The 13489-nt window shown below is 68.4% G+C and carries 14 protein-coding genes; 11 read left to right on the top strand and 3 right to left on the bottom strand.

Annotated features, from left to right (window positions below):
• Nucleotides 1-86 precede the first annotated feature (86 nt).
• Nucleotides 87-494, top strand: coding sequence for a low molecular weight phosphatase family protein (locus HWD99_RS13905; protein WP_061015352.1), 408 nt, complete (start codon nt 87-89; stop codon nt 492-494).
• A gap of 143 nt (nt 495-637) precedes the next feature.
• On the opposite strand, the gene HWD99_RS18705 is transcribed toward HWD99_RS13905, so the two are convergent.
• A complete protein-coding gene (locus HWD99_RS18705) occupies nt 638-1486 on the bottom strand; it encodes an IclR family transcriptional regulator (protein WP_017201951.1) in 849 nt (282 codons plus the stop codon).
• Nucleotides 1487-1555: 69 nt separating this feature from the next.
• On the opposite strand from HWD99_RS18705, the gene HWD99_RS13895 reads away from it, so the two are divergent.
• From HWD99_RS13895 to HWD99_RS18700, 10 genes are all read left to right on the top strand, one after another.
• On the top strand, nt 1556-2269 hold the full coding sequence (locus HWD99_RS13895; RefSeq protein ID WP_017201952.1) for an ABC transporter permease: 714 nt from the start codon (nt 1556-1558) through the stop codon (nt 2267-2269).
• The gene (locus HWD99_RS13890) at nt 2262-3299 is read left to right on the top strand and encodes an ABC transporter ATP-binding protein (protein ID WP_017201953.1); all 1038 of its coding nucleotides are present in this window, start codon (nt 2262-2264) and stop codon (nt 3297-3299) included. Before HWD99_RS13895 ends, HWD99_RS13890 begins: the two co-directional genes overlap by 8 nt.
• Nucleotides 3296-4093, top strand: a complete 798-nt coding sequence (locus HWD99_RS13885; protein WP_017201954.1) for an ABC transporter permease — start codon at nt 3296-3298, stop codon at nt 4091-4093. Before HWD99_RS13890 ends, HWD99_RS13885 begins: the two co-directional genes overlap by 4 nt.
• A gap of 62 nt (nt 4094-4155) precedes the next feature.
• Nucleotides 4156-5097 (top strand): glycine betaine ABC transporter substrate-binding protein, encoded by a 942-nt coding sequence (locus HWD99_RS13880; protein WP_017201955.1) that lies wholly within the window; start codon nt 4156-4158, stop codon nt 5095-5097.
• Nucleotides 5097-5615, top strand: a complete 519-nt coding sequence (gene fae, locus HWD99_RS13875) for a formaldehyde-activating enzyme (protein ID WP_017201956.1) — start codon at nt 5097-5099, stop codon at nt 5613-5615. The genes HWD99_RS13880 and fae overlap by 1 nt, the downstream gene beginning before the upstream one ends.
• A gap of 23 nt (nt 5616-5638) precedes the next feature.
• Nucleotides 5639-6592, top strand: a complete 954-nt coding sequence (locus HWD99_RS13870) for an NAD(P)-dependent oxidoreductase (protein ID WP_017201957.1) — start codon at nt 5639-5641, stop codon at nt 6590-6592.
• Nucleotides 6589-8073 carry an NAD-dependent succinate-semialdehyde dehydrogenase gene (locus HWD99_RS13865; protein WP_017201958.1) on the top strand — a complete coding sequence of 495 codons (1485 nt, stop codon included), beginning with the start codon at nt 6589-6591 and terminating at the stop codon, nt 8071-8073. Before HWD99_RS13870 ends, HWD99_RS13865 begins: the two co-directional genes overlap by 4 nt.
• Nucleotides 8074-8083: 10 nt before the next feature.
• Nucleotides 8084-8860, top strand: coding sequence for an SDR family oxidoreductase (locus HWD99_RS13860; RefSeq protein ID WP_017201959.1), 777 nt, complete (start codon nt 8084-8086; stop codon nt 8858-8860).
• Nucleotides 8861-8902: 42 nt separating this feature from the next.
• A complete protein-coding gene (locus HWD99_RS13855; RefSeq protein WP_017201960.1) occupies nt 8903-10402 on the top strand; it encodes an FAD-binding oxidoreductase in 1500 nt (499 codons plus the stop codon).
• Nucleotides 10399-11799, top strand: coding sequence for an FGGY-family carbohydrate kinase (locus tag HWD99_RS18700; protein WP_241796830.1), 1401 nt, complete (start codon nt 10399-10401; stop codon nt 11797-11799). Before HWD99_RS13855 ends, HWD99_RS18700 begins: the two co-directional genes overlap by 4 nt.
• Nucleotides 11800-11895: 96 nt before the next feature.
• On the opposite strand, the gene HWD99_RS13845 is transcribed toward HWD99_RS18700, so the two are convergent.
• Nucleotides 11896-12054 carry a hypothetical protein gene (locus HWD99_RS13845; protein ID WP_017201962.1) on the bottom strand — a complete coding sequence of 53 codons (159 nt, stop codon included), beginning with the start codon at nt 12052-12054 and terminating at the stop codon, nt 11896-11898.
• 61 nt (nt 12055-12115) lie between these two features.
• Nucleotides 12116-13420 (bottom strand): FAD-dependent oxidoreductase, encoded by a 1305-nt coding sequence (locus tag HWD99_RS13840; protein WP_241796829.1) that lies wholly within the window; start codon nt 13418-13420, stop codon nt 12116-12118.
• Nucleotides 13421-13489 lie beyond the last annotated feature (69 nt).

The following is a 13489-nucleotide window of genomic DNA, read 5'->3' as shown; positions in this document are numbered from 1 at the left end:
TATATTGACACTTATCAATGCAACGTGCAAGCCTGGTGTCATACCAACGATCCGGCGAGTGTCTCGCCGGAGGAGAGAAGGATGACGTGACAGACCCTCAGACCGTGCTGTTCATCTGTACGCACAACGCGGGACGCTCGCAGCTGGGCGCGCACCTGCTGGCCCGGCATGCTGGCGATCGACTGATCGCAGACAGCGCCGGCGTACACCCCGCTGCCGCGATCAACCCCGCGGTCGCCGCGACCCTCGACGACCTCGGCATCGACACATCAGCGGCAGTACCGCGCGCCGTCACCCCGGACGACCTCGCGAACGCTGATGTGGTGGTGCTGATGAAGCCGGGCTTGGAACTACCCGGGCCGGTCTCCGGCGAGCTCGTGCAGTGGGAGTTCCCCGACCCTGCGGACTGGTCCGTGGACAGCGACTCGGTTCGTGACCTGCGCGATTCGGTCGATCTCAAGGTGCGGGCACTGGCAGCCCGACTGTTGGAGTAGCCAGGCCCCTCAAGGAAGATCCTCGCAGCGCAGGCACGCTCAACCTTCATCACCACTCCCGCCTGGGCGGTACACCTCAGAGCATGGCAGGCTTGCATCGACCTCAATACCTCTGGCCGTCGCGGCCGTCGCCTTCGGCGAGTTCAGACCATACCTAGACGCGTCGACAGCTCGCGCGCAGCTCGCGAGACGAGCGCGCCAAGCGCCTCAAGGCGGTGCCCGATTCGCGCCTTCGGGGCGCTTACGTTCACGGCTGCGACGATACGTCCCGTGAAGTCGATGATCGGCGCCGAGGCTGCCACCACCCCGAACTCGAGCTCCTCGTCCGATAGCGCGTAGCCCTGCTCGCGGATACGGCCGAGTTCGGTGTGCAGGCTCGCGAGATCCGTCACCGGAGAGTTGCCCGGCGGGGGAGAGTCCAGAACCGGGAATCCGGAGGGGTCAGCCTGGTCGAAACGGCCGACGAGGGGCTGATCCTGCCCGTGGTCGTCATACCAGCGTGCGAGGGACTCCTCGTCCCAGTCGCTCAGCAGCGCACGACCCGAGGGAGTGCGCCACGCGGCCGTGGTGGTGCCCGCCCAGCCGGTCGTGCGCACGTCGTGCGGGCTCAGCTCGCTAAGCAGCGTAAGCACGTTGCCGCCGCGCAGCACGCACAGGTGACTCGTCTCGCGCGTGGACTGCACAAGTCGTCGCAGGATGCTGCGCGAGGCGTGCACGAGCGTCGACGTGGCCGTGTGCGCCGCCAGGGCGTATAGCCGCGGCCCGAGCAGGTAGCGCAGCGACTCCTCATCGCGTTCGACGAGTCCGGTCTCGGCGAGCGTCGCGAGTGTGCGTGACACGACCGCCTTGTCCCGCCCGGTGAGCTGTGCCACCTGCGAGACGCCGAGTCCGCCGGAGCGCAACGCCTCGTCGCCGCCGAGCAGCTCGAGGATCTCGATGTCGCGTCCGAGGCCGGAGGAATTGCGGCGAGGGCCGCCGGAGGTGGTGGTCACGGTAAGAGTGTAGCGTCAGCGGTTGCCATATACACAACGCTCTTTGACGAAATGGCCACAAAGGCTACCGTGAGTCTCATCCCCGGTACCGGCCTCAACGACGAGACAGGAGCCCTCTTGACCGGATTCAACTGGGAAGACCTCATGGCCTTCCTCACGCGTCGCGCGGACGACATTCTTGAGCTCACCCGCGATCACCTCGTCGTCGTCGTCGTCTCAGTCGTCCTCGCGGCGATTATCGGCATCGGCCTCGGCATCCTGGTCCGCAACCGTCGCATCGCCCGCACCACCGTGCTCACGGCCGCCGCTGTCGCGATCACCATCCCGTCACTCGCCCTCCTTGCCCTCCTGAGCCCCGTCCTCGGCCTCGGGTGGCTGCCGACCGTCGTCGCCCTCGTTTTCTACTCGCTGCTCCCGGTGGTGCGGAACACCGTCGTGGGACTCCGCGAAGTACCGGTCTCGGTGCTCGAGTCGGCGCGGGGCATGGGCCTCGGCCCCACCCGCATCCTCTTCACGGTGCAGCTGCCGATCGCCTGGCCGGTCATCATGACCGGCATCCGTGTCGCCGCCCAACTCACGGTCGGGATCGCGGCGATCGCCGCCTACGTCGCCGGCCCCGGGCTCGGCGAGTACATCTTCAAGGGCCTGAGCTCGCTCGGTTCGAAGAACGCCCTCAACTACGCGCTCACGGGCACCGTCGCCGTGATCATCCTCGCGCTCGTCCTCGACGGCATCCTCGTGCTCGTCGCCCGCCTCACCACCTCAAGGGGTCTCCGTGCCTGACATCACAACGAACACCGGCGTTCTCACCTCCCTCGCGGCGCAGCAGGGCGGCGTCGACATCGTCCTCGACCACATCACCAAGCAGTACCCGGGTCAGCAGAGGCCCGCCGTCGAGGACTTCTCGATGCGTGTCGAGCCCGGCGAGCTGATCATGTTCGTCGGCCCCAGCGGCTGCGGCAAGACCACGACGATGAAGATGATCAACCGCATCATCGAGCCGACCTCCGGGTCGATCCGGATCAACGGCGATGACGTGCTGTCGCTCGACGGCAACGAGCTGCGTCGGCACATCGGCTACGTCATCCAGCAGATCGGCCTGTTCCCGCACTTCACGATCGCCGAGAACATCGCGATCGTGCCGAAGCTGCTCGGCTGGTCCAAAGCCCGTATCGCCGAGCGCGTGGACGAGCTCCTGCGCACCGTGCAGCTCGACCCGGGCACGTTCGCACAGCGATACCCCCGTCAGCTTTCCGGCGGGCAGCAGCAGCGTGTCGGAGTGGCCCGGGCACTGGCTGCCGATCCGCCCGTCATGCTCATGGACGAGCCCTTCGGTGCGACCGACCCGATCACGCGGGAGAAGCTGCAGGCGGAGTTCCTGCGCATTCAGGCCGACATCGGCAAGACCATCATCTTCGTGACGCACGATTTCGAAGAGGCGATCCGCATGGGCGACCGCATCGCAGTGCTGAGCGATCGCAGCCAGATCGAGCAGTTCGACACTCCGGCGCGCATCCTCGCCGAGCCTGCCAACGACTATGTACGATCGTTCATCGGCGAGGGGGCCGCCCTGAAGCGTCTCGCTCTGATCCCGGTGACGGACGCGCGAATCGGATCCGCGGATGCCGCAGCCCCGGCCGTCACGGTCGACGAGCACTCCTCGCTGCGCGAGGCCCTCGACACCCTGGTGCTGACCGGCGCCGCGCGCGTCAACGTCACCCGCGCCGGGGCGGTCGTCGGCTCGATCGACCAGGCGGCCATCTCGGCAGCGCTGGGCTCCGAAGGCCCCGCGCGTCGCGCCGAGGAGGCGTGACCGTGACCGGCCCCCAGGTCGTGCCCTCCGCGACCACGATGCTGCGCACGCAGTCCGCGCCCCGACGCGGCATGCCCGTGCTGCTGCGCCGCCTGATGCCGCTCATCGTCGTCGCGGTCGTGCTGGTGCTCACCTACGTGTGGGTGTCGAGCCTCGACCTCGACTCGATCGAGCAGCGCACGCTCAACGCCGACTACATCACGGCCCGCATCGGCGAGCACCTCGTGCTGTCGATCATCGCCTCCGTGCTCGTGGCTGTGCTGGCGATCCCCGCCGGCATCGCGGTGAGCCGCTCCCGATCGAAGGTGTTCCGCGGCGTCGTGATCGGCATCGCGAACATCGGTCAGGCGACGCCGGCGATCGGCGTCGTGATCCTGCTCGCAATCGTCTGGCAGACGGGATTCACGACGGCACTGCTCGCACTCGTGATCTACTCCTTCCTGCCCGTGCTGCAGAACACGATCGCGGGCCTCGCCCAGGTCGATCCCAGCATCCGCGAGTCGGCCCGGGGCATGGGCATGACCCCGTCACAGGTTCTGCGCCGAGTGGAGCTGCCGCTCGCCTCGCCCGTGATCCTCGCGGGACTCCGCACCGCGCTCGTCTTCGCGGTCGGTGTGGCCACGGTCGCGACCTTCATCAACGCCGGCGGTCTCGGCGACATGATCATCAACGGCCTGAAGCTGCAGCGCTATCCCGTTCTCGTCGTCGGAGCGATCCTCGTCGCCTCGATCGCCGTGCTCATCGACTGGGCCGCCGGCGTCGTGGAGGACATCGTTCGACCCAAGGGCCTCTGAGCACCACCACTCCACCACTAATTCACATGCACAGCACACTCCCTTCCCGAAAGGAACTTGCAATGAACACACGCACCATCGCCACCGCCTCGTTCGCCGCCATCGCCGCCGGCGCTCTGCTCCTCACCGGCTGCTCGTCCGGTGCCGGCGGAGGCTCCGGAGCCCAAGGCGACGAGCTGGAAGGTCTCACTGGCGAGATCGGCTCGAAGGACTTTTCGGAGCAGTACATCCTCGCCTACATGACGGCGGAACTGCTCAATGCGCACGGTGCCGACGTCGAGGCCAACACGAAGCTCGTCGGCTCCGCCAACGTGCGTCAGGCGCTCGAGAATGACCAGTTCCTCGGCTACTGGGAGTACACCGGCACGTCGTGGATCACGTACAACGGCAATACGACGCCGGTGCAGGGCGCCGAGGCGCAGTTCGATGCCGTCAAGGGAGCGGACGCCGAGAACGGCATCGCGTGGCTCGACCCCGCGCCGTTCAACAACACCTACGCCTTCGCGATCCGTAAGAAGGAGGCTGACGAGCTGGGCGTGAAGACGCTGAGTGATGTCGCAGCCCTGCCGAGCGCCGATCAGACGTTCTGCATCGAGAGCGAGTTCTCGACGCGCGACGATGGCTGGCCGGGTCTCAAGGCCGCCTACGGCTTCGATGCCCCGGACTCGAACGTCACGATGCTCGACACCGGCGTCATCTACACGGCGACCCAGAAGGGCGACGACTGCAACTTCGGCGAGGTCTTCCAGACCGACGGCCGCATCCCCGCCCTCGACCTCGTGGTGATGGAAGACGACAAGGAGTTCTTCCCCAGCTACCAGGGCGGCTTCACGCTCAAGCAGAGCACCCTCGACGAGTACCCGGCGATCGCCGACGTGCTGGCCGAGCTGAGCCCGCTGCTGACCACCGAGGTCATGCAGGAGCTCAACGCCAAGGCCGATGTCGACGGTGAGGACCCCGAGGACATCGCGATCGACTGGCTCGAGGAGCAGGGACTCATCTGATGACCTCGACCATCCAGCTCGGCGAGAGCTTCGTCGGCGACGGCGTCAACGCCGCACACATCAACACCGTGCTCGGCCACCGCGAGGGACCTGCGGGGACGGCGTGGGCCACTGCCCTCGCCAGCCCCAGCCAGGGGCACGTGCCCTTCGTGGCGGTGCTCCGCCCCTCCCTCCCGGTGAAGCCCCTGACGCTGTTCGTCACGAAGGCCGCACCGGCGGGTGACGAGCACGGCCTCCTCATCTGGGGCCCGGCGCAGGCCGGAGTCGCTGCGGGCGTGGCCGACGCCGTCGCCGACGGTGTGATCCCGCGCGAGGCTGCCGACACGCACGCCCTCATCGCCGCAGTGTGGGTCAATCCGGCGGCCGACGACGCCGACACGGTCTACCGCAACAACCGCGAGGCGACACGCACCGCGCTCGCGAACGGCGCGGCGGGCCTGCCCAAGCTCGACGCCGTGCTGGAAGCCCGGCACGCGCCGACCAATCCGTTCTACACCCCTTCCACCGCATCCGCCTGATCCACAAAGGACACGCATCACCCATGAGCTCTCCCACCCCCGTCCTCGACCCAACGCCGGTCGGGACCCGACCCACCGTCGGGTTCATCGGACTCGGCAACATGGGGTCAGGAATGACCCGCAACCTGCAGGCCGCGGGCTTCCCGCTGGTCGTGACCGATCTGCGCCGCGAGTCGGCGTCCGACCTGATCGAGGGCGGTGCCCGGTGGGCTGAGACCCCTCGCGAGGTCGCCGCCGCCAGTGACCTCATCATCACGATGCTGCCGACGCCCAAGCACGTCGAGGCCGTCGCCTCGGGGCCTGACGGCCTCGTGGTGGGGCTGCCGGACGGCGGTACCTGGATCGACATGTCGACCTCGGTGCCGGACGTGCTGGACGGTGTGCGCGCCGCGACCGCCGGCCGCGGACTGCACCTGCTCGACGCCCCCGTCAGTGGGATGTCAGTGGGCGCCGCGAACGGGATGCTGCAGATCTTCGTCGGTGGTGACGCCGACGATGTGCAGCGGCTGCGTCCCGTGTTCGAGGCGATGGGGGACCCGGAGCGGATCCTGCACGTCGGCGGGCCCGGCGCAGGCTACGCCGTGAAGCTCATGATCAACCAGCTGTGGTTCTCCCACCTGGTCGCGACGGCGGAGGTGCTGTCGGTCGGCGTCGCCGCGGGGGTCGACCTTGGCGTGCTGCGGGACGCGCTCATCGCGAGCCCCGCGAACAGCACCTTCGTCTCACGCGACGTGTTGTCGATCCTCGACCACGGCGACTACGACGAGGGCTTCGCGATCGCCCTCGCCTGCAAGGACCTCGGTCTCTCCGTCGATCTGGCCCGCTCGGTCGGGATGCCGGTCGAGCTGTCCTCCCTCGTCGAGCAGATCTTCCGTCGAGCCCGCGCGAGCTACGGCGACCGCGCCGGGGAGATGACGCCCGTGCGTCTCTACGAGGAACTACTCGGCCGCGACCTCCGTCGGGAGATGCCCGCATGACCGCGGCACGCGAGGCCGAGGTCATCGCCTCCGTCCCCACCGGCCTGCTGATCGGCGGTCAGTGGCGGGAAGCGACCTCCGGCCACACCTTCGAGGTGCACGACCCGTCGACGGGTGAGGTGCTCGCCCATGTCGCCGATGCGACGCCCGAGGACGGCATGGCCGCACTCGACGCTGCTGCTGCGGCGCAGACCGCCTGGGCCGCCACTGCTCCGCGACAGCGCGGGGAGATCCTGCGCCGGGCGTTCGAGCTCGTCACGGCCCGCGCCGAGGACTTCGCACTCGTCATGACGCTCGAGATGGGCAAGCCTCTCGCCGAATCGCGCGCCGAGGTCGCGTACGGCGCCGAGTTCCTGCGCTGGTTCTCGGAAGAAGCACCCCGCATCTCCGGGCGATACGCCACCGCTCCCGACGGCCGCAACCGACTGCTCGTCGCGAAGCGACCGGTCGGTCCGAGCCTGCTCATCACCCCGTGGAACTTCCCGCTCGCGATGGCCACGCGCAAGATCGCGCCGGCACTCGCGGCCGGCTGCACCTCGGTGCTCAAGCCCGCCGCGCTCACACCGCTCACCGCACTCCTGTTCGCCGAGGTGCTCCGCGAGGCCGGAGTGCCGGACGGCGTCGTGAACGTCATCCCCACGACCCGCGCCGGCGCGGTCACGGGCCCGCTCATCACCGACCCGCGACTGCGCAAACTCTCGTTCACCGGATCAACCGAAGTGGGGCGCCGCCTCATCGCGGACGCCGCGCACCAGGTGCTCCGCGTCTCGATGGAACTCGGAGGCAACGCCCCCTTCCTCGTGTTCGACGACGCTGACGTGGACGCCGCGGTCGAGGGTGCCCTGCTCGCAAAGCTCCGCAACGGCGGCGAGGCCTGCGTCGCCGCGAACCGCTTCCTCGTGCACGAGAGCGTGGCGGAGGAATTCACCTCGCGGCTCGTTGAACGCATGGCAGGGTACGTCAACGCCCGCGGCACCGACCCGGAGTCGACCCTCGGGCCGCTCGTGGACGAGTCGACCCGCAAGAAGGTCGCCGACCTCGTGTCCGGCGCGCTGGAGGACGGAGCGAGCATCGCACTCGGCGGCAGCATCCCCCAGGGGCGCGGCTACTTCTACCCGGCGACCGTGCTCGTGGACGTGCCGCAGGACGCCCGCATCCTCCAGGAGGAGATCTTCGGACCCGTCGCGCCCATCACCGTGTTCCGCGACGAGGACGAGGCCGTGCGCCTCGCCAACGCGAGCGAGTACGGGCTGGTGTGCTTCGCGTACACCCGCGACCTGAACCGGGCGCTGCGCCTCGCCGAGCGTCTGGAGACCGGCATGTTCGGCCTCAACACCGGACTCGTGTCGAACCCGGCTGCGCCGTTCGGTGGCGTCAAGCAGTCCGGCATCGGTCGCGAGGGCGGCTTCGAGGGCATCGACGAGTACCTCGAGACGACCTACATCGGCATCGCCGATCCCTTCGTCGGCACCCACTCCTGAAGGATCATCCGTGCACATCACCGACTTCTCCCTCGACCACTTCTCCCTCCGGGGCAAGCGGGCGATCGTCACCGGGGGCAACACCGGTCTCGGCCAGGCGTTCACCCTCGCTCTCGCCAAAGCGGGTGCCGACATGTTCGTTCCGACGCTGTTCGACGACGGCGGCGAGACCGCAGCTCTCCTCGCCGAGGCGGGTGTCGGCTACCGGGAACTCCGCGTCGACATCACGGCGGAGGGCGCACCCGCGCGCGTGATCGACGCATGCGTCGAGGCGTTCGGGGGCGTGGACGTTCTGGTCAACTCGGCCGGGATCAGCCGCATCGCCGACGTCACCGAGTTCGGGCGCGTGCAGTGGGACCCCATGGTCGCGGTGAACCTCACCGCCGCGTTCGAAATGTCGCACGAGGCCGCGAAGCGGATGATCCCGCAGGGCTCGGGCAAGATCATCAACATCGCCTCGCTGTTCTCGTTCCTCGGGGGACTCGGATCTCCCGCGTACGCCGCGACCAAGCACGGCATCGCCGGGCTCACGAAGGCGTACGCCGACGAGCTCGGCGGACACGGCATCCAGGTCAACGCGATCGCCCCGGGATACTTCGCCACCCCGATTACCTCCGAGACGCGTGGGGACGCGGAGGCGAACCGGCGCATCGTCGACCACACGCCGGCGGGGAGGTGGGGGGACGTCGCCGATCTCATGGGCGCGACCGTCTTCCTCGCGAGCCCCGCCTCCGACTTCGTCAACGGGCACGTGCTGTCCGTCGACGGCGGTTACCTGGTGCGCTGACCGCGGCGCCCCCACACCCTCAACGAACAGGACACCTTCCCCATGGTCACTTCACGATCCGCTCTCTCACGTGAGGAGATCGTCACCCGACTGCAGGAGATCCTCGGCACCGACCAGGTCGAGACCGAGGCGCAGGCGCTGCGCGAGGCGAGCGTCGACCGCTTCAAGAAGTACACATCCGTGCACGGCATCTTCGACGGTCCGATCCCCTCCGCGATCGCCTACGCGCGGTCCACCGCCGACGTGTCGGCGATCCTCGCGTTCGCGGACGAGAACCTCGTCAACGTCGTGCCCCGCACCGGCCGCACCGCGACCGAGGGCGGACTCGAGACGATCGTCGAGGATTCGATCGTGCTCGACGGCTCGCGAATGGACGCGATCCTCGACATCGACCCCGTCGACATGATGGTCACGGCCCAGTGCGGCGTTCCGCTGCAGCTGCTCGAAGACACCCTTCGGGCGCAGGGCCTCACGACGGGGCACTCACCGCAGTCGAAGCCGCTCGCGCAGATGGGTGGACTGGTCGCGACCCGGTCCATCGGCCAGTTCTCCACGCTGTACGGCGGGATCGAGGACATGGTGATCGGGCTCGAAGCCGTGCTGCCCGACGGCGAGGTCGTACGCATCAAGAACGTGCCGCGACGCGCCGCCGGACCCGACATCCGCCACATCATGATCGGCAACGAGGGCGCGCTTGCCGTCATCACCGAGGTCACCGTCAAGGTGTTCACCTACCAGCCGGAGAACAATCGTTTCCTCGGGTACCTCGTCGACTCGCTCCCGGCGGGCGTGGCAGGTCTCCGCGAGATCATCGTCGCCGGCTACCGCCCGTCGGTGGCACGCGCGTACTCCGAGGAGGACGCCGCGCAGCACTTCTCGCACTTCGCCGACGGCAAGGCCGTGGTCGTGGTCGTCGCCGAAGGACCGAAGGGCGTGGCCGACGCCACAGCCGCCGGCGTCGAGGAAATCTTCGCCAGCATCCCGCACGAGAAGGTCGACCCCGCACTGATCGAGAACTGGTTCGACAACCTCAATTGGGGGCAGGACAAGATCGACGCCGAGAAGCGCGAGATGCTCGAGAAGGCGCGCCTCGGCTACACGACCGAGGTATCGATCGACTGGTCAGGCGTCGAGGAACTGTTCGAGTCCGTCATGCGCCGCGCACGCACCGAGTTCCCGCGCGCGGCGGACCTGCGGATGCTCGGCGCGCACTCCTCGCACAGCTACCAGACCGGCACCAACTTGTACTTCGTCTACGACTACGACATCGCCTGCGAGCCGCGCGAAGAGATCACCGAGTACCACGAGCCCCTCAACGCGATCGTCGTGGAGGAGGCACTGCGCCTCGGCGGCTCCATGGTGCACCACCACGGCATCGGCAAGTACCGCACGCCGTGGACACATGAGGAGCACGGCAGCGCCTACCGGCTGCTGCGCACCCTCAAGGACGGGCTCGACCCGCGCGGGATCATGAACCGCGGGACCATCTATCCCCTGGACGACGTCGCCACGCCCGAGGCCGAGATGGCGACGCGGGCGTGAGCGCGTCGGCGGCGGGGTACGTCGTCGCGATCGACAACGGCTCGCAGAGCACGAAGGTCCTGATCGTCGACGGCGACGGGACCGTGCACGCGAGCGCCCGTGTCGCGCTGCGGCCGTATTCGTCGCCCGCGCCGGGTCGATGGGAGCATCCGGACGACGACCTGTGGGACTCGATCGTCGCCGCGACGCGCGCCGCGGTCGCCGACTTCGCGGGGGATCCGGCCGAGATCCGCGGCATCGGCCTGTGCACGATCCGCTTCTGCCGGGCCGTGCTGCGCGCTGACGGATCGCTCGCCCAGCCGGTCATGAGCTGGATGGACGAGCGTCTGCCGCGCGCGTACGAGCGTGAAACCGACGAGGCGGTGTACGTCACAACTTCGTCGGGGTACATCACTCACAAGCTCACCGGAGAGCGCCAGGATGCCGCGGGCAACGTACAGGGCAGCTGGCCTATCGACACTGCACACTGGGCCTGGAGCATGGATGCCGCCGAGTATGAGCGTGTGGGTCTGGGACGGGAGATGTTGTTCGACCTGGTCGCTCCAGGCGAGGCACTCGGCACTCTCGCCTCCGAGGTAGCACTGCTGCTCGGTCTGCCCGCGGGAATCCCCGTGATCGCGACGTCGAACGACAAGGCCGTCGAAGCCCTGGGTGCAGGGCTCCAGGACGAGGGGGACGCATTGTTGTCCCTGGGCACGTACGTCGCGACCATGACGCCAGGGCATCGTCCGCTGCCACCGCATCCAGACGTGTGGACGAACTTCTCGTCACAGCCCGGCGGATACCTCTACGAAAGCGCCGGAGTGCGACGCGGCATGTGGACGGTCAGCTGGTTCCGCGACGTCGTATCCGGGTCCATCGAGGCAACGTCGGAAGATGACCTCAACCGCGGTGCCGACAACGTCCCGGCTGGCGCGGGCGGCCTCGTCGCTGCTCTGGACTGGCTCGCGCCCGCGGATGAGCCGTGGCGGCGCGGGGCGCTGGTCGGCTTCGACGGCACGCAGGGACGGTTCCACATCTATCGGGCGATCCTCGAGGCGCTCGCGATCGAGACCGAGAGCGCTGACGCCCGTGCGCGCCGCGCGCTCGGGCGAGACCGTCGTTCCCTCATCGTCACCGGCGGTGGAAGCGAATCGGATCTCATGCTGCGCATCCTGGCTGCCGTATATGGGGTACCCGTGCGCACACCCCGTGTACGTGACGCAGCTGGTATGGGGGCAGCGATCTGCGCGGCCGTCGGGACGGGGCTGCACCCCACCTGGGCTGACGCCATCACTGCCATGGTGGGGACAGGACAAGAAATTCAGCCCGACCTCGAACTCGTCAGCGCGTACGGGGAAGTCCGTCAGACGTACAGACGAGTGATTCCCCGCGTGCGGACGCTGTTCTCCCCATAAGCCACTCACGGCAGATGTCCCGCGATACATGCAGAAGGGGAGCTCGCCCGAGGTGGAAGAGCTCCCCTTCGCGGGGCCGAGGTTCGACGTCCAGGTCTACTTGGAGCCGTATCCAACTGGGTTGCCCAGGGAGGGCGTGCGCGGCGTGCATGCACAGTCGGACAGATCCAGCTCGAGCTGGATGGTGACGGCGAGCGGGGTGCCGTCGCGGGGGTCTTCGATCGTGACGTTCTTCTCGATCAGCTGGTTGGCCATGTGAGTACTCCTTGGGTTGATTGCGCCCCGCGGGGCGCTGGGTGGTGGTTCGAGCGGCCGGTCAGCCGACGGCGACGCGGGTGGGCTCGAGCTGGATGACGGGCGCTGCGCAGCAGCTGCTGCCGGCCCCGTCGAAGTCTCCGGATCCGCCGCAGACGCCGGTGTCGGGAAGGACGAGCTCATTGCGCTCGGCGCCTGCATGGTCGCCCGCGAGGTGGGCGGCGACGCTGCGAACCTGCTCGAACCCGGTGAGAGCGAGGAAGGTGGGGGCGCGCCCGTAGCTTTTCGCGCCGACGATGAAGAAGTCCGGCTCGGGCTGGGTGAGGTCGCGGGCCCCGGTGGCGCCGATCGATCCGCAGGAGTGGACGTTCGGGTTGATCTCTTCCGCGATCCCGGCGACCGCCTCCAAGGACGCATCCAGGTCGATGCGCATCTCCGACAGGATGCTCACATCGGGGCGGAATCCGGTCAGCGCGAACACGCGGGACACCCCGTCGACCTCCTTGCCGTTCTCCGCGACGATGCGCAGCCCCGCCGCCTCGTCGTGGAACTCGGCGACGCGGAAGCCCGTCACCACCTCGACAACACCGGCTTCGATCACCTTGCGCGCTCGGGTGCCCAGAGCTGCACGCTCGGGCAGTTCATCGCCCGCTCCACCACCCAAGACGTTGCCCGTCGTACCGCGACGCAGCAGCCACGTCACCCGGGTGCCTGGGGTTCTGCGCGCCAGCTCGCTCAGCCGGAGGACGGCATGCACTGCGGAGTGCCCGGCACCGATCACGACCAGGTGTTGCCCCGCACACGCGGAGACATCCTCCGGGATGCGGTACGAGATCCGTGAGGCCGCGACCGCGGCCCGCTCGCCGAGCGCGGGCAGCCCGTCCGCCCCGGCAGGGTTCGGGAGCGTCCATGTGCCGCTGGCGTCGATGACGGCGCGCGCGGAGATCCGCCCTTCTGCCCCCTGCGTGTCCCGGGTATGCACGATGAACGGCTGCCCCTTACGGCCGCTGTCGACCATCAGATCGCGGCCCTTGCGGGCGACACCGGTGACGGTCGTCGAGTAGACGACGCGGTCACCGAAGACGCGGGCGAGCGGGTCCAGGTAGCCGGCGACCCATTCGGCTCCCGTGGGGTAGCCCGAGTGCGGTGCGGTCCACCCGGTCGGCTCCAGCAGACGCCGGGCGGCCGTGTCGGTGAGTTCCGGCCAGCTGGAGAACAGGCGCACATGCCCCCACTCGGACACCGCAGCAGCTGGCCCATCGCCTCGCTCAACGACCGTCACGGCGATGCCACGCTCCGTCAGGTGGGCGGCCGCAGCAAGCCCTTGGGGGCCGGCGCCGATGACTACGACGGGAAGCTCGTTCATCACATCTCCTCAAATCGAAAAACTTCAATATGAATAGCCTGCTCCTCCTATCGAAGTTTGTCAATGCGT

It is taken from the genome of Microbacterium sp. C5A9 (assembly GCF_022627955.1).
Lineage (GTDB): Bacteria > Actinomycetota > Actinomycetes > Actinomycetales > Microbacteriaceae > Microbacterium.
This window is presented reverse-complemented; position numbering and strand designations above follow the sequence as displayed.

What these genes read in the sequence shown, in the direction of transcription:
- HWD99_RS13880 (WP_017201955.1), top strand. Translation starts at nt 4,156, where the DNA reads ATGAACACACGCACCATCGCCACCGCCTCGTTCGCCGCCATCGCCGCC.
- fae (WP_017201956.1), top strand. Translation starts at nt 5,097, where the DNA reads ATGACCTCGACCATCCAGCTCGGCGAGAGCTTCGTCGGCGACGGCGTC.
- HWD99_RS13870 (WP_017201957.1), top strand. Translation starts at nt 5,639, where the DNA reads ATGAGCTCTCCCACCCCCGTCCTCGACCCAACGCCGGTCGGGACCCGA.
- HWD99_RS13865 (WP_017201958.1), top strand. Translation starts at nt 6,589, where the DNA reads ATGACCGCGGCACGCGAGGCCGAGGTCATCGCCTCCGTCCCCACCGGC.
- HWD99_RS13855 (WP_017201960.1), top strand. Translation starts at nt 8,903, where the DNA reads ATGGTCACTTCACGATCCGCTCTCTCACGTGAGGAGATCGTCACCCGA.
- HWD99_RS13845 (WP_017201962.1), bottom strand. Translation starts at nt 12,054, where the DNA reads ATGGCCAACCAGCTGATCGAGAAGAACGTCACGATCGAAGACCCCCGC.
- HWD99_RS13840 (WP_241796829.1), bottom strand. Translation starts at nt 13,420, where the DNA reads ATGAACGAGCTTCCCGTCGTAGTCATCGGCGCCGGCCCCCAAGGGCTT.